Annotated in this window: 16 protein-coding genes; all 16 read left to right on the forward strand. The window is 39.4% G+C overall.

Going from position 1 to position 17,217, the window contains the following annotated elements:
• Positions 1–427 precede the first annotated feature (427 nt).
• On the forward strand, positions 428–853 hold the full coding sequence (locus tag K9V48_RS06620; RefSeq protein WP_224137927.1) for a hotdog family protein: 426 nt from the start codon (positions 428–430) through the stop codon (positions 851–853).
• An 8-nt stretch (positions 854–861) separates the two neighbouring features.
• Positions 862–2,175, forward strand: a complete 1,314-nt coding sequence (locus K9V48_RS06625) for a sigma-54 interaction domain-containing protein (RefSeq protein WP_224137928.1) — start codon at positions 862–864, stop codon at positions 2,173–2,175.
• Positions 2,176–2,505: 330 nt separating this feature from the next.
• Positions 2,506–3,660: an acyl-CoA dehydrogenase family protein gene (locus K9V48_RS06630; RefSeq protein WP_224137929.1), complete on the forward strand. Its 1,155-nt coding sequence runs from the start codon at positions 2,506–2,508 to the stop codon at positions 3,658–3,660.
• Complete coding sequence (locus tag K9V48_RS06635; protein ID WP_224137930.1) at positions 3,635–4,075, forward strand: MaoC/PaaZ C-terminal domain-containing protein; 441 nt, start codon at positions 3,635–3,637, stop codon at positions 4,073–4,075. Before K9V48_RS06630 ends, K9V48_RS06635 begins: the two co-directional genes overlap by 26 nt.
• Before the next feature lie 14 nt (positions 4,076–4,089).
• The gene (menB, locus tag K9V48_RS06640) at positions 4,090–4,932 is read left to right on the forward strand and encodes a 1,4-dihydroxy-2-naphthoyl-CoA synthase (protein WP_224137931.1); all 843 of its coding nucleotides are present in this window, start codon (positions 4,090–4,092) and stop codon (positions 4,930–4,932) included.
• Between the two features lie 17 nt (positions 4,933–4,949).
• Positions 4,950–6,587, forward strand: coding sequence for an AMP-binding protein (locus K9V48_RS06645; RefSeq protein WP_224137932.1), 1,638 nt, complete (start codon positions 4,950–4,952; stop codon positions 6,585–6,587).
• Between the two features lie 53 nt (positions 6,588–6,640).
• Positions 6,641–7,387, forward strand: coding sequence for an SDR family NAD(P)-dependent oxidoreductase (locus tag K9V48_RS06650; RefSeq protein WP_224137933.1), 747 nt, complete (start codon positions 6,641–6,643; stop codon positions 7,385–7,387).
• A 146-nt stretch (positions 7,388–7,533) separates the two neighbouring features.
• On the forward strand, positions 7,534–8,727 hold the full coding sequence (locus K9V48_RS06655; RefSeq protein ID WP_224137934.1) for a thiolase family protein: 1,194 nt from the start codon (positions 7,534–7,536) through the stop codon (positions 8,725–8,727).
• Between the two features lie 50 nt (positions 8,728–8,777).
• The gene (locus K9V48_RS06660; RefSeq protein WP_438803872.1) at positions 8,778–9,608 is read left to right on the forward strand and encodes a 3-hydroxyacyl-CoA dehydrogenase NAD-binding domain-containing protein; all 831 of its coding nucleotides are present in this window, start codon (positions 8,778–8,780) and stop codon (positions 9,606–9,608) included.
• A complete protein-coding gene (locus K9V48_RS06665; protein ID WP_224137936.1) occupies positions 9,605–10,753 on the forward strand; it encodes an acyl-CoA dehydrogenase family protein in 1,149 nt (382 codons plus the stop codon). Before K9V48_RS06660 ends, K9V48_RS06665 begins: the two co-directional genes overlap by 4 nt.
• A gap of 13 nt (positions 10,754–10,766) precedes the next feature.
• On the forward strand, positions 10,767–11,546 hold the full coding sequence (locus K9V48_RS06670; RefSeq protein ID WP_224137937.1) for an enoyl-CoA hydratase/isomerase family protein: 780 nt from the start codon (positions 10,767–10,769) through the stop codon (positions 11,544–11,546).
• Positions 11,547–11,608: 62 nt separating this feature from the next.
• Entirely contained in the window at positions 11,609–12,361 is a 753-nt protein-coding gene (locus tag K9V48_RS06675; RefSeq protein ID WP_224137938.1) for an SDR family NAD(P)-dependent oxidoreductase, read from the forward strand.
• A gap of 60 nt (positions 12,362–12,421) precedes the next feature.
• On the forward strand, positions 12,422–13,192 hold the full coding sequence (locus K9V48_RS06680) for an electron transfer flavoprotein subunit beta/FixA family protein (protein WP_224137939.1): 771 nt from the start codon (positions 12,422–12,424) through the stop codon (positions 13,190–13,192).
• A gap of 14 nt (positions 13,193–13,206) precedes the next feature.
• Positions 13,207–14,193: an electron transfer flavoprotein subunit alpha/FixB family protein gene (locus tag K9V48_RS06685; protein ID WP_224137940.1), complete on the forward strand. Its 987-nt coding sequence runs from the start codon at positions 13,207–13,209 to the stop codon at positions 14,191–14,193.
• A gap of 182 nt (positions 14,194–14,375) precedes the next feature.
• Positions 14,376–16,454 carry a (Fe-S)-binding protein gene (locus K9V48_RS06690; protein ID WP_224137941.1) on the forward strand — a complete coding sequence of 693 codons (2,079 nt, stop codon included), beginning with the start codon at positions 14,376–14,378 and terminating at the stop codon, positions 16,452–16,454.
• A gap of 89 nt (positions 16,455–16,543) precedes the next feature.
• Positions 16,544–17,071, forward strand: a complete 528-nt coding sequence (locus tag K9V48_RS06695; protein ID WP_224137942.1) for an acyl-CoA thioesterase — start codon at positions 16,544–16,546, stop codon at positions 17,069–17,071.
• Positions 17,072–17,217: the final 146 nt, after the last annotated feature.

A 17,217-nucleotide genomic window follows, 5' to 3' on the forward strand; every position in this document is an offset into this window, starting at 1 on the left:
TTGATACATATTCTTTATACTCTCGAGTATGGTGCTTCCCCATTTGAACACGTCCTTTAATTAAATTATCTATATTATATCTTTATTCTCATTTCGACGTGTCCACTTTTAAGACTAACTCTAATATTTACTACATTTCGAATACTATTAGGATATAAAAATATAATCAATTATTTTTAAAATTTATGATTTTCTTATTAATCGAACGGAGGAGTTAGCGTAGAAATATAGACAAAAGAGGACTTCAAAAGGGTCCTCATCTATTAATAAGGTAACAACAGTCTTTTAGAACATAGCCTAGCAAAAAGTCAAACCAATAAGATATGCTACATTAAAGGGTTACTATGACTGATTCCTTTTCATTTCTATTATAAAGATATATACTGAATAATAAGAATATTCTAATAGAAATTTAATGGGGGATACCATGAGCTACTTAATCACGGAGTTGTATGCAGGGCAAATAGAGCGGTTACAGCGATCATTTACAGATGATGAGGTAAAGTCATGTATTGAATTAACGAAAGATCAAAGCCTAGTTTACGGACAAAATAATGATAGTTGGAAAACTTATTATAGCAGACCGATTGTTCCAGGCTTGTTGACTGAAGGGTTAATTACTCAAGTGATCAGCGATAAACTTCCTGGAAGTGCGTGTATTTTGCTACAAAAAGAATTAATTTTTTATCATCCTGTGTATGTTGGTGATGTGATAACCGCCGAGTTAGAAATTATTGATATAAATATAGAGAGAAACTGGGTAACTCAAAAAGTCACGTGCTTCAATCAGACTGGAATTGAGGTAATCAAAGGTCAAGTTGTCATTTTACTTTTAAATAATCGAAGGCTTTAGGTGGCAAAATGGAGATAACTCAAGACTGGGGAACAATTATCGTTGATGAGCATGGAAAACTAGTGGATGCTAGTGCGGACCTTTGTGAAAACTTTGGGGTGAAAAGGGAAAATTTAATAGGTATATCAATTGATCGAATTATCCAAAGAGCAAGTAACAAAAATCGAAATAAAGTATTTTATGGGATTATCTTTGGCCATTCTTGTTTAATAAGAGTGTCACACACGAACAGTCATAAAACATATCGAATCCTTGTACGACAAGAAGATATTGATTCGTTTGAAGTCGTTTCATTTATGAATTCCCTAAATCCAGATAAGGAAAAGAAAAGGGAGTCTGGACAGAATCGCTATAGCTTTGACGAGATTATTGGTGAGAGCAGTGCGATGAAGAAGGTAAAAGAACTAGCAGCTAGGATTGCAACAAGTAATTCAACAGTGCTATTAACTGGGGAAAGTGGTACAGGGAAGGAACTGTTCGCTCAAGCTATTCATGGATTAAGCACAAGAAAAAATAACCCTTTTGTTGCTGTCAATTGTGCTGCTATCCCTGATGAATTATTTGAATCTGAGCTTTTTGGATATGAAGCAGGTGCATTTAGTGGAGCAAAAAGAGAAGGTAAGCCTGGAAAAATAGAATTAGCACAGAATGGTACGCTTTTTCTTGATGAAATATCGGAACTTCCATATCAAATGCAAGGGAAGTTGTTGCGTGTGCTTCAGGAAAGAGAAGTTGAAAGGCTAGGAGGAACAGGCAGTAAAGATGTTGATATTCGAATTATTACTGCTACCAATCGGGATTTGCGAATCCTTGTTGAAGAAGGGAAATTTAGGCAGGATTTATTTTTTCGCCTCTTTGTGTTTGAATTATCAATCCCGCCGCTTCGAAAAAGGGAAGAGGATATTCTCTTATTAGCCCATTCATTTATTGATTACTATAATGAAAAGTTTGGAAAGCCAGGAGAAGGTGTAAAGTATATTGATGAGGAGCTTACAGAACGATTATTAATCTATGCATGGCCCGGCAATGTACGTGAATTAAAAGCCTATATTGAACGTGGAATGCATTTGGTTATGGGGGAGACACTCACATTGAGTGATTTATATGTTGCATCGAAAAAAACTACTGCCGCTACAAAACAAGAAAATAAGCAAGAATCCACAGTACTGGAAAGTTTAGAGGAAGAAGTGCAACGTGCAGAAATGAATACGATTAAGCGAGCTTTAGAAGCATCAAATGGTGATCGTACTTTAGCTGCACAAAAACTGAAAATACACATTGCCAGCTTATATAGAAAAATTGCAAAATACAATTTAAAATAATCACCATCGTTTAGAGAAGTTGATTCTACAGGGAATGGGTTCCCCCTATGAATCAGCTTTTTTTTCGTTCCTTGTTACACTGTTTAACAATTGAATAGAAGTAATGTTCATCTCACATGTAATGGCAATAATCCGCCAAATGTCGAAATCTCACATTATTAGAAGATAAAAACACAAAACAATCACAATATTCGCAAAAATGTTTCGCAACATTGCGAAAATTATCCTTATTGCGAAAATATCCGACAAGGAAATGCGATGAATTCAATAAAAACATGTTGGCACGATAATTGCTTATATATTTAGTATAAACGAAAGGAGGAAAATGAATTGGTAAACTTTTCTTTTACAGAAGAACAAGAGTATTTCAGAAAAATGTTAAGCGATTTTGCAAGAGAAGAACTGCTTCCGAATTATATGAAATGGGATCGAGAGGGAATAACGCCAAGGCATTTGTGGAAAAAACTTGGGGAATTAGGAGTGAATGGTCTAAGGATCCCAGAAGAGTATGGTGGCAGTGGAGCTGATTGTGTAACGACGGGGATTGCTGCTGAAGAAATAGGTCGAGGTGATTTCAATCTTACCTATGCTGTCATGCTGAATGCACTAATTGGAGAAATCATTAATAATCATGCAAAAGAAGAATTAAAACAAGAATGGCTTCCAAAAATTGCGAGTGGCGAAAAAATTGTCGGTATTGCGATTACTGAACCATCTGCAGGTACAGATGCTGGAGGAATTAAGACAACAGCAGTACATAAAGACGGCGTGTATGTGCTTAATGGAGAAAAATCTGGCATTAGCGTAGCTACTGTCGGTGATGCATTTCTTACCTTTGCAAAAACAAATCCTGAACTAGGGAATAGAGGAATTAGTGCATTTATCATTCCAGCAGATCTTCCTGGTGTTGAATGTAAAGCATATGAGGATATGGGGAATATTCCAATTGGCAGGGGATCTATTTATTTAAATGATGTTGAAGTTCCCGAAGAATACTTAATCGGCATGGAAAATAAAGGTTTTTCTCAAGTGATGAATGGATTTGATCTAAGTCGGTTGTTAATCGGATTGCAATGTGTGGGTGCTGCAACCCAAAGTTTGGACGAGACGATCGAACACGTGAAAATGAGACACTCTTTTGGCAAACCTTTAGCAACCTATCAAGGAGTATCATTTCCTATCGTTACCCACTTTACCCAATTAGAACTTATAAAGTGGCAGGCATATCGGGGTCTCTGGCTTCGTGATCAAGGATTAAATCACTCAAAGGAATCAGCATCTGTCAAATGGTTAGGTCCAAAATATAGTGCGGAAGCGATTCATGAATGTTTATTGTTAAATGGTCATTATGCTTATACGAAAGAGATGCCACATGAGCAACGCTTACGTGATGTTATTGGCTTAGAAATTGGTGATGGAACAGCACAAGCAAATCAAATGGTCATTGCAAAAGATATCATTGGAAAAGAATTCCGATCCTATTAATCTAGGGGATTCCATTTTAATAAAAACAGTAGATTGCTATTCTATCGGTCAAATGGAAAGACTAAAAAGGGAATTTACTAAGGCTGAAGTAAATCAATGGAGCTTATTAACACTAGATGTAAATGCTGTCCATCAACACCCAGATTTACTAAACACTTCTCTCGTTCCCGGGACTTTAGGTGAAGGACTCATAACAGAGGCAATCAGCAAAATGCATTCGTGCTCACCTTGTGTCCTAAAGGAAAAGGAATTGTTGTTTATCGAGCCAGTTCAAATTGGTCATACGATTACGGCAGAAATTGAAATCATTGACGTTAATCATAATCAAAATTGGATCACGGAAAAGGTTCGCTGTATCAACGAACAAGGCGATGAGGTTATTAAAGGGAAAATTATTCTTAAACTACTTTCATAATGGAGGGACTCAAAATGGAACGAACAGATACTATACCTAAGCAAACAGATGGAATTGGAGAATTGACAGATATTCTCTATGAAAAAACAAATGGGATCGCAAAGATTACGATCAATCGACCGAACGTTTACAATGCATTTCGGGGCAGAACGATTCAAGAGTTAATTTGGTCGTTCCGTGATGCATGGGATGATAACAGAATTGGTGTGGTTATCTTAACCGGAGCAGGAGAAAAGGCATTTTGTGTCGGTGGGGATCAAAAAGAAAAAGGAGATGAAGGTGGATACGATTATTCTGGAGGCTTAGGTGGTGGAATGGGCTTAGAACTTGAAACATTACATCAAACAATTCGCAACATACCAAAGCCAGTCATTGCTGCTGTTAATGGATTTGCGATTGGCGGTGGACATGTCCTACATGTAATTTGTGATTTGACAATTGCTGCAGAATCAGCAAAGTTTGGACAAAGTGGACCGAAAGTAGGCAGCTATGATGCTGGGTTTGGTTCTGCCTATTTAGCAAGGCTTGTTGGAGAAAAGAAAGCAAGGGAGATCTGGTATTTGTGCGAACAATATACAGCACAAGAAGCAAAAGAAATGGGTCTAGTCAATAAAATCGTTCCAGCTGAACAATTGCAACAAGCAGCAGAAGAGTGGGCTGAAAAAATTCTTGAAAAAAGTCCGACTGCACTTAAAATGCTTAAATACTCATTTAATGCGGATAGTGCAAACATCCAAGGGATTTCACAGTTATCGATGGGTAGCTTAGCAATGTTTTATAACACAGCAGAATCAGAAGAAGGAAAAAATGCTTTTCTTGAAAAAAGACCAGTAGATTTTAAAAAGTTCCGAAAGTAATGAGGAGGCTCGATGCTGTGAATTTGGAAACGATTTTGAATGAGGGGTATATCGAAAAATATCAATCTATTTGGCCAAATCGAACGATTATCGATTATTTAAATGATGCAATCGAAAAACACCCAGAAAAGATTGCCATCATTGATAAAAAGAGCCGCTATACGTATAGGGAGCTTGGTAAACTTGTTGATCGAGTTGCATTAGGTTTGCTTGAAATCGGTATAGAAAAAGGCGATGTCATCTCCTTCCAACTGCCTAATTGGAACGAATTCATTATTCTTCATTATGCAGTGACAAAAATTGGTGCCATTAGCAATCCTCTCATTCCGATTTACCGTGACCGGGAAATTGGCTACACGGTTGGCATGGCAGAGTCGAAAATGATCGTTGTTCCAGATGGATTTCGTGGGTTTGATTACCCGGCGATGGTCGAGAGGCTCATCCATCAGTGGCCAAGTATGGAACACGTATATGTCGTTGGGGATAAAGTACCAAACAAAATGAAACCGTTTTCTAATTTAATTGATCAACCGTGGGAAGAGAGAAAAGATCCAGCTATTCTTGACAAAATCACCCATGATCCGAATGACGTGACGGAAATCATTTTTACCTCTGGAACGACTGGAAATCCAAAGGGAGTGATGCATACACATAATACGCTCTGTGTTTCCACGAATTATTGGATTGACCGCCTACGCTTATCATCTGATGATGTCATGTTCATGGCGTCTACATTTGCTCATCAAACTGGATTTGGCTATGGTGTGCGGTTACCAACACATATTGGTGGCACAGGGATTTACCAGGATATTTGGAATCCGAGTGAATTTCTTGATTTGATAGAAAAGGAGAAGATTACATTTACAGCTGGTGCGACACCATTCCTGCAAGACACAATTCAACTCAAAAATCTTGATCAATACAAGATTGATTCACTTCGCATCTTTGTTGCGTTAGGAGCACCGATTCCGCGAAATTTGGTCAAAGAAGCGACCGAAAAAACGTCATTTAAAATTTTGTCTGGCTGGGGACAAACTGAAGACGGCTTGGTCACTTTGACAAGACTTGAAGATCCAGAAGAAAAGCTGATTGAAACGGATGGTATTCCTTTTCCAAGTATGGAATTAAAAGTAGTTGATAGTGAAGGGAAAATATGTGAACCACATGAAGAAGGCGATTTGCTTGCTAGAGGTCCTTCCTTGTTTGTAGGCTACTTAAAACGATTGCAGGAAACACTTTCGGAATATCATGATGGTTGGTTTATAACAGGTGACCGCGCAACAATGGATGAAGATGGCTATATCCGAATTTGTGGACGAAATAAAGATATCATCATCCGCGGTGGGGAAAATATTCCGGTCATGTACGTCGAAAATGTCCTGTATGAGCATCCAGATATAGCTGATGTCCAAATTGTCGCCGTTCCGGATCCACGTCTTCAGGAAAAAGCGTGTGCATGCATCACCATGAAACCAGGGAAAACGCCATTGACAATGGAAGCTATGAAGGAATTCCTTGCTGAAAAAGGGATCGCAAAACAATACTGGCCAGAACATCTCGAAATTTTCGAGGATTTCCCGCGTACAATGAGTGGGAAAATTCAAAAATTCCTTCTCCGAAAAATGATAGACGAGAAGTTAAAAGAAAAGGTCTAAGCAAGATAGCGACAGATTAGGAGTCAAATTCAACTAAATCAGGAGGGGAAATGATGAGTCAACGAGTAGCATTTATTACCGGAGCTGGAAGAGGGATTGGAAGAGAGATTGCGAAAACATTAGCTTCAAAGTCCAATAAAATCATCGTAACAGATATCAATATTGAAAACGCTCAAGAAACGGTTTCTATTTTAGAAAGCCAAGGGGCAGAAGCACTTGCTGTTTATTGCGATGTCACGAAGATAGAAAGCGTACAGGAAGCAGTCAAAACATCAATTGATCATTTTGGACAAATTGATATTTTAGTAAATAACGCAGGATGGGATAAGATTGAACCTTTCTTAAAAAGCGAACCAAGTACATGGAAAACAATTATTGACATTAATTTGATGGGTCAAATTCATACGTGTAAAGAAATATTGCCGATTATGATCGAAAATGGCTATGGGAAAGTTGTGAATATCGCATCAGATTCAGGAAGAGTCGGTTCAAGTGGTGAAGGTGTATATTCAGCCGCAAAAGGCGGCGTGATTGCGTTAACAAAAACGTTAGCTAGAGAAATGGCGAGATACAAATTAAATGTCAATTGTATTTCACCAGGCCCAAGTAATACACCATTGATTCAGGAAATTGGCTCATATAATGAGGGCATTGTTTCAGCGTTAGAAAAAGCCATTCCATTCAGACGTTTGGCAGAACCGAGCGACCTCGCAAATGCTGTAGCGTTTTTCGCTTCAGACGAAGCAGAGTATATTACAGGACAAACTCTCTCCGTTAACGGTGGCTTAGCGATGTGCTAATCGTTCTTAAGTACGAGTAACATTTCAACCATGCCTGGTATTAATAGAAAGCCTCATTAGGCAATTGACACGAACGAATTTTCAATACTATTTATGCTTATTGGGGCAATACCAGGATAAATGACTTTTCTTTAAGGAGGCAGATCATGAATCCAGTATATATAGTCGATTCAGTCAGAACAGCGATTGGGAAAATGGGTGGTACGTTAAAGGATGTGCCAGTAGATTTCCTAGCAGCAAAGGTTATTCAAGCAGTAGTTGATCAATCTTATATCAATAAGGACGAGATTGATGAAGTGATTTTCGGTCATGTTAAACAAAGTGCAGATGCTCCCAATCTTGGTCGTTTAGCAGCACTGCGCGCAGGACTTCCAGTTGAGATTCCTGGATACACAGTACATAGGCAATGTGGATCTTCTTTGCAGGCGATTAACAATGCTGTACAACAAATCGCATGCGGTTTAGGGGATATCGTAGTTGCTGGTGGGGCTGAATCGATGAGCACGGCTCCCTTCTATCTTCGGAATGCACGATATGGAGTTGGAACAGGGAATACTCAGCTGCTTGATTCCAATACGGAAAGTCAATCTCGTTCACAACCGTTTGAGGAGTATGGCAATCTTACAATGGGTTTAACCGCGGAAAATTTGGCTGAAAAGTATAACATCTCAAGAGAAGAACAGGATGAATTTGCTCTAAGGAGCCAGGACTTAACCAGTCAGGCAATCAGTGCTGGTCGATTTGAACAGGAAATTCTTCCTTATGAAGTTCGGGACCGTAAAACGACGAAGGTATTCGCAGTGGATGAACATCCCCGGGCGACGAATCGAGAAAAGCTTAGTCAATTAAAAGCTGTTTTTAAAGAAAATGGTACGGTGACTGCTGGTAATAGTAGCGGTCGAAATGATGGTGCATCAGCTGTATTGCTTATGTCGGAAGAAGCAGTTGATAAATATGGTGTGACGCCAAAAGCAAAGATAATAGCTCAGGCAGTTTCAGGTGTATCTCCTGATATCATGGGGATCGGTCCAGTTACAGCGACACAAAAAGCATTGAAGCAAGCTGGGTTAACTTTAGCCGATATTGGCTTAATAGAACTGAACGAAGCGTTTGCTGCACAAGCGCTGGCAGTCAAAAAAGAACTAGATTTGGATATGTCAAAGGTAAATGTCAATGGTGGTGCCATTGCTCTCGGTCATCCGCTAGGTGCCACAGGAGCTATTCTAATGACGAAGCTTCTTCATGAAATGGAAAGAAGAGGTGAGAAGTATGGATTAGTTACACTATGTATTGGCGGAGGACAGGGAATTACAACCATTATTGAAAACTGTCACGTATAAAAGGGGGAATTAGCTTGGTTAACCATATTGCTATCATAGGTAGCGGAACAATGGGGCGTGGCATTGCTTACACAGCTGCATTATCTGGGTTCCACGTAACCTTGCAGGATATTTCAGCTCCAGCAATTGCAAAAGCGATGGATTATATTGATTCGCTGATAACGAAAAGTGTTGAAAAAGGCTATATTCAAGGTGAACAAGGCGAATTAGCAAAACGAAATTTGACCTATACAACTCATCTTGAGGATGCGGTACGTCACACAGATCTAGTAATTGAAGCTGTTTTGGAAGTAATGGAGTTGAAAATAAATCTTTTCAAACAAATCGATGAAATCGCACCACCAAATGCGATTTTGGCTACCAATACATCAACGATGAGTCCAACTGAAATTGGCGCAGCAACAACAAGACCGAAACAATTTGTTGCCATGCATTTTTTCAATCCAGTACCTCGGATGAAATTGATTGAAATCATTCGCGGAATTGATACGTCTGATGAGACAGTGGAAATAATCAAGACCGTTTCTGAAAAAATGAGAAAAGAAACGGTAGAAGTGAATGAATTCCCTGGATTTGTGACAAGTCGCATGAATTGCATCATTGGCAATGAAGCCATGAATATGTTGATGGAAGGTGTTGCATCTGCTGAAGATATCGATAAAGCGATTAAGCTTGGATTAAATCATCCAATGGGTCCTCTTGAAATGGCAGATCTTGTTGGATTAGATAGCCGCCTTCGAAATATGGAGTATCTTTATCACAGTTTAGGAGAGAAGTATAGGCCATCACCACTGCTTGTGAAATACGTGAAAGCTGGCCGTTTGGGCAGGAAGTCTGGGCAAGGATTTTATCACTATAATCGAGAGGACGTGACGATATGAATTTCGAACTATCAGAGGATGTAAAATTATTAAAACAGGGTATTCGTAACTTTATTGACAATGAGGTTGATCCACATTCGATGCTGATTGAAGAAAGTGATGAAATTCCAGCATCTATTATGGAAAAGTCGAAGCAAATGGGATTATTTGGTCTCCATATTCCAGAAGAATATGGCGGACTGGGGCTCGATATGGTGGGGAAATGTGCTGTTCTTGAAGAATTAGGAAGAACACATAATGGATATACAACAGTCATTGGCGGTCATACCGGTATTGGTGGGGTCGGTATTGTTGATATGGGAAATGAAGAACAAAAGCGCAAATATTTGCCTGACATGGCTAGCGGAGATCGTATTGGTGCATTTGCCTTAACAGAACCAAGTGCAGGCTCACATGCTACGAATCTGAAAACAACGGCTGTAAAAAAAGGCGATAAATATATTCTGAATGGAAGTAAGCATTATATTACGAACGCACCGATTGGCGAAATTTTCACCGTTATGGCGGTGACTGACCCGTCCAAAGGCGCAAAAGGGATTACATCGTTTATCGTTGAAAAGGATTTCCCTGGGTTCCAAATTGGAAGCATCGAAAAAAAGATGGGACTTCACGGGTCACAATCATCAGAAATATTTTTAGAAGATTGTGAGGTTCCAGTTGAAAATGTTTTAGGCGAAGAAGGTCAGGGCTATGTCAACGCGTTAAAGATTTTAGCAAATGGACGTGCAGGAATGGCTGCGCGGAACTTAGGATCAAGTGATAAATTACTTGAAATGACGTTGGAATTTTCTCATATGAGAGTCCAGTTTGGAAAACCAATTTTCGAACAACAAATTATTCAACATTATTTGGCAGAAATGGCAATGGAAATAGAAGCATTGCGGTCGATGACATACAGAGTAGCATGGATGGTCGATCAAAATATGAGAGTGATTAAAGAAGCAGCAATGGTGAAATTATTGGGATCTGAAACGTATAATCGCGTAGCTGATAAAGCTGTTCAAATTCATGGGGGAATTGGTTATATATCTGAATACCCAATCGAAAGATTTTACCGTGATGCCCGAATTACAAGAATTTACGAAGGAACGTCTGAAATTCAAAAGAATATAATCGCTGCTCAGCTACACCGTAATTTTAAATAAGGGGGAGTTATTAGTGACTTATCAAAATATTGTACTTGAAAAAGAGAACCGAATTGGTTTTATTACCATCAATCGTCCCGAAGTGCTAAATGCGTTAAATGATTTAACTGTTGCCGAAATCCTGTCGGCATTTTCAGAATTAGAAAATGATCAAGAAATAGGCGTCATTGTCTTTACAGGTGCAGGAGAGAAATCATTTGCAGCAGGAGCGGATATTAATCAATTAACAGGTAGGATTTCGCTTGATGCATTAGCTGCTAAAAATATATCTGAAGTATATCGCACGATCGAAAAAAGCAAGAAAGCAACCATTGCAGCCATCAATGGATTCGCCCTTGGAGGCGGGTGTGAGCTGGCTATGTCGTGTGATATCCGGATGGCAGCTGAAAATGTGAAAATTGGGCTCCCAGAATTAAATTTATCGGTTATTCCCGCTGCTGGTGGTACACAGCGCTTAGCTCGAATCATCGGGAAAGGCAGAGCCATGAATATGATATTAAGTGGAGAATTCGTAACAGCACAGGAGGCGAAAGAAATCGGTCTAGTAACTTCTGTCGTTCCATTAGAAAATTTACGGACTGCTGTACAAGAAAAGGCTGAAAAAATATTAGCAAAAGGACCATTATCCGTCCAAATGGCAAAGCTCGTCGTCAATCGTGGCTTTGATGTTGATATGGATACTGGGTTGCTGATTGAAAGCTTAGCACAAGCTGTTTTATATGGAACGAGTGACAAGAAGGAAGGAACAGAGGCTTTTCTTGAAAAGAGAGAGGCATCATTTACAGGAAGCTAATCGTTTAATCAAATTACATCAAAAGTAACCAAATTATTAGACGATTTTAAGGAGATAACGAGATGGATTTCGGGTTAAAGGGGAAAAACATCCTCATTACAGGTGCCGCGAAAGGAATCGGGAGGAAAATAGCATTAGCTGCTGCTGCAGAAGGAGCAAATATTGGCTTGCACTACCGTGAATCTGAAGCGGCGGCATTAGAAGCTGCAACTGAAATTCGTGATTATGGTGTGAAGGTTACCCTTGTTAAAGGAGATATTGCAAGATTGAAAGATGTCAAGCAGGTGAAAGAAACGCTCAATCAGGAATTAGGTAGCATCGATTTTATTGTAAACAATGCTGGCTGGGCACAGATGAAATCGTTCTTTAAATATGAACCAGAAGAATGGAAAAGGGAAGTTGACATTTGTTTTTATGGGATAGTAAATCTCGCTCATACATTTATGCCAGACATGATCAGCAAGAATCAAGGTAAGTTTATCAATATAGTAGGTGATTCAGCAAGAACAGGTGATCGAAACTTAATTATTTCAGCCGCTGCTAGAAGTGGAGCGATTAGTTTTTTAAAGTCATTGGCGATTGAAGTTGGTAGAAATAATGTTCAATGTAACACAGTATCGTTAGGACTAATTGACCAAGGTGATTTAGGATTCAGTGACGTAGCACTTGACAAGCTTATAAAGCAATACCCTTTAAAAAGACTCGGAAAAGCGGATGATGTGAAGGGAATGGTTTTATTTCTGTTATCTAATTCAGCAGATTGGATTACTGGGCAAGTGATTTCGATAAACGGTGGCCATAGTATGTTAGGGTAACCTTTATTTCTAGTAATGACAGGTTAGTAGATTACGTTTTTATAAACAGGAGGAAAAAATATGAACATTTTCGTCATTATGAAACGAACTTTTGATACAGAGGAAAAAATTACGATAAATAATGGACAAATTGATGAAGGTGGAGCTGAATTTATCATCAATCCTTACGATGAATACGCCATTGAAGAAGCCATTGTTCTTCGTGAAAATCAAGGTGGTGAAATAACAGTTGTGACAGTTGGAGACGAAGAAGCAGAAAAAGAACTTCGTACTGCGCTTGCAATGGGAGCTGATAAAGCTGTATTAATCGATAGCGAAGACTTAGATGAGCTTGATCAGTTTACAGTTGCTACCCTTCTTGCAACGTATTTACAAAAACAGGATTATGACATCATTCTTGGAGGGAATGTTGCAGTTGACGGCGGTTCAGGACAAGTAGGACCAAGTGTTGCGCAAATTTTATCTATTCCACAAGTGACAACGATTACAAATCTTGAGATTGCTGATGGGAAAGCAACCATTGTTCGTGATGTAGAAGGAGACGAAGAAACGGTAGAAGTATCACTACCAGTTCTTGTCACGGCACAACAAGGCTTGAATGAGCCACGTTACCCATCACTTCCAGGAATTATGAAGGCAAAGAAAAAGCCTCTTGAAATGTTAGATTTAGATGATCTTGACTTAGAAGAGGAAGATGTGGAACCAAAGACAGCGACAATAGAAGTATTTCTTCCGCCAGCCAAACAAGCTGGAAAAGTGCTTGAAGGAGACGCTCCAAGTCAAGTAAAAGAATTAGTATCACTTTTAAAATCTGAAGCGAAAGTTATTTAATAAGGGGGATTATCATGACAAAAAAAGTATTGATTGTTGGCGAAGTTCGTGACGGAGAATTACGTAATGTTTCATTAGAAGCAATTGCAGCAGGTAAAACAGTAGCAGACGGTGGAGAAGTTGTCGGGGTTCTTCTTGGAGAAAATGTCAATCCTTTAGTCAATAGTCTGTTGTACTATGGTGCTGATCGCGTCGTTGCGGTGAATCATGCCGACCTAAAGAGTTATACAACAGATGCCTATCAACAAGCACTTCTTCAAGTAATCGAATCTGAAAATCCAGATGGATTGATCCTAGGTCATACTGCACTGGGGAAAGATGTATCACCACGTCTTGCGATGAAGCTAAATGCCGGTTTAATTTCAGATGCTGTTGCGATTGGAAAAGATGGAGAAGAAATCGTGTTTACACGACCAATCTACTCAGGTAAGGCGTTTGAGAAAAAGAAAGTAAAAGAAGGTATTGTATTTGCAACCATTCGGCCGAACAATATTCCATCACTTGAAAAGGACGAAACAAGAACAGGTGAAATTACGTACCTTACAGTAGAACTAAAAGATCTTCGTACAGTGATTAAAGATGTTGTTCGTAAAGCAACAGGCGGCGTTGATTTATCTGAGGCCAAAGTCATTGTCGCGGGCGGCCGAGGTGTGAAAAACAAAGAAGGATTTAAGTCATTGCAGGATTTGGCAGATGTGTTAGGTGGCGCAATCGGTGCATCACGTGGTGCGTGCGACGCAGACTATTGTGATTATTCCTTACAAATAGGACAAACAGGAAAAGTGGTTACACCTGATTTGTACTTTGCGATTGGAATCTCTGGTGCCATTCAGCATTTAGCGGGGATGTCAAACTCAAAAGTCATCGTCGCCATTAATAAAGATCCAGAAGCACCTATTTTTGAAGTAGCAGACTATGGAATTGTTGGAGATTTATTTGAAGTGGTTCCAATCTTAACAGAAGAGTTAAAAAGTGCTCTTAATGTAAAAGTAAATGTCTGAGATACGAACAAAAGCGAAAGCGCCTTGATCAGCCTCAGGCATGGCATAAGACGCGCATGACCCCAAGGGGCTAGGTGCTGGAGCTAGATGTCGTGTGCTTAGCCACAGTACAAGAATTTTATAATTTCCTAAATATAAACATAACCTATAGATAATAGATTGATAGAATTGGGAGTGGTTAAATGCCGATGTACATGATCATCAACTTAATTGCTTTTCTTCTCATTGTAGGGTATGCACTCTATTTATTCGCCTCCCTTGTAATAACGCGTTATGAGTATATTAAGCTTGGTAAAAAAGCTGAGTTTAACCATTCGTTGAAAGAACGATGGAATGCTGTATGGGTCAATGTCTTTGGACAGAAGAAGTTAATGAAAGATAAGAAAAGCGGGATTATTCATGTGATGTTTTTCTACGGCTTTTTGCTTGTCCAATTTGGAGCAATCGATTTAATTTGGAAAGGGCTAGCACCGGGTACGCATTTACCACTCGGTGCGGTGTACCCATACTTTGCATTGTTCGAAGAAATCGTTGTCGCTATGATTATCATCGCAGTTGTATGGGCATTCCATCGTCGCTATATTGAGAAACTTGTCCGCCTTAAACGCGGCTGGAAGTCAGGGCTTGTTCTTATTTTTATCGGTGGATTAATGATCTCAAAGACGATTGCAAAAGGGATGGAGATCATTTGGCTCGGAAAACCATTAACTGGATTTGAGCTGGTAGCATCAGGTATTGCTTTTGCCATTAGCTCGCTTGAACCAACAGTGGCTGGCATATTATTCTTTGTCTTTTGGTGGCTTCATTTACTTTTCTTATTAACATTTCTAGTGTATGTACCACAGTCAAAACATGCCCATTTAATTGCTGGGCCCGCAAACGTTTTTCTTGGACGCACACATAAAGTTGGTCAATTATCGACGATTAATTTTGATGATGAAACCCAGGAAGTATTTGGTGTCAACAAAATTGAAGATTTTAACCGAAAGCAACTATTAGATCTTTATTCCTGTGTGGAATGTGGTCGATGTACCAATATGTGTCCAGCTTCGGGGACAGGTAAGATGCTTTCACCAATGGATCTGATTTTAAAAATGCGTGATCATTTAACCGAAAAAGGGGCAGCTGTTACGTCAAAATCACCATGGCTCCCAAAGTTCGCTTTTAACGGTACGAAGGAAAATAAGCTTGCATTACAGGGAGCAGCAGAAGTAGCTGCAGGATATGATGTTAGCTTAATAGGTGATGTGATCACGGAAGAGGAAATATGGGCTTGTACAACCTGTCGTAACTGTGAAGATCAATGTCCTGTGATGAACGAGCATGTAGATAAAATAATTGATTTACGTCGTTATCTCGTGTTAACAGAAGGCAAGATGGATAAAGATGCTGGACGTGCCATGACAAACATTGAACGTCAAGGAAACCCATGGGGCATCAATCGCAAAGAGCGTGAAAATTGGCGTGACGCACGCGAGGATATTGAAGTGCCGACAGTCAAAGAGCTTGAGAAAAAAGGGGAAGAGTTTGACTACTTATTCTTTGTCGGTTCTATGGGTTCCTACGATAATCGGAGTCAAAAAATTGCCCAATCATTCGCAAAAGTCTTAAATGAAGCAGGAGTCAAATTTGCCATTCTTGGTAATAAAGAAAAAAATTCCGGTGATACACCTCGTCGTATTGGAAATGAATTTTTGTTCCAAGAACTAGCAAACGCAAACATCGAAACGTTCCAGAAACATGATGTCAAAAAAATCGTCACCATTGATCCACATGCTTACAACACATTCAAAAATGAGTATCCTGAGTTCGGCTTGGAAGGCGTAGAAGTCTACCATCATACAGAGTTAATATTTGAACTCATCCAGGAAGGAAAAATTACTCCGAAGTATGAAGTGAATGAAACAATTGTGTACCATGATTCCTGTTATTTAGGGCGTTACAACGATGTTTACGACCCACCTCGGGAAATATTGAAAGCGATTCCGGGTGTACAAGTTGTCGAAATGGAACGCAACCGTGAAAAAGGAATGTGCTGTGGTGCAGGTGGTGGCATGATGTGGATGGAAGAAGATACAGGTCAACGCGTAAATGTAGTGCGAACTCAGCAGGCATTGGCTGTCAGTCCAAGCGTAATTGGTAGTGGATGTCCATATTGCTTAACGATGTTAAGTGATGGCACAAAAGCAGCTGAAGTAGAGGACAATATTCAAACGTTAGATATTGTAGAAATAGTAGAGAAATCGATCTTCCGGCACTAACATGAGACCCTGATTGATGATGACGGAACGACACTAATTAAACTACCTTATCGGAAGTTTAATTACGTTTAGGCAAGAAGGAGGTAATCATGAGAGCAAAATATTGTAGAGAATCAAGAGTTATTCAAACAAGTCGTGTATTTCAACAAGATGTGAACAGTCATAATACATTATTTGGCGGTCGATTAATGAGTGATATAGATCAAGTTGCTTCCATTACCGCAATACGACATTGCCGCACAGATTGTGTCACTGCTTCAACAGATTCCGTTGACTTTCTTTATCCTATCCGCACGACAGATGCAGTCTGCCTTGAATCATATGTAACATGGGCGGGTTCATCGTCGATGGAAGTGTTTGTCAAGGTTATTGCTGAAGAATTAAAAAGTGGTGAGTGTAAATTGGCAGCAACCGCTCTATTAACATTTGTCGCAGTAGATGAGGATAAACGTCCAACACGCGTTCCACAAGTAATTCCTGAAACAGAAGAAGAGAGAAAATTAAATAAAACTGCACCAGAGCGAGCTAGACTGCGTAAAGCAAGGAAAGAAAAAAGCAAAGAATTGTCTGCCTTTTTTACAACAAATATCTTAGGGATGGAATCAGTTTTAAGTTAAGTTTCGATAAGAATTCAAATTTGTTCCATGGATTAGAACGCTATTGTAGCTGTTTTTCAAAATCATTGGTTTAAAACAAGTACGAAAGGCAGACCATTCTTAGACGGTCTGCCTTTCGTGAACCATATAAAAAAGCAGGGAGGAAC

The organism is Metabacillus rhizolycopersici (genome assembly GCF_020075705.1).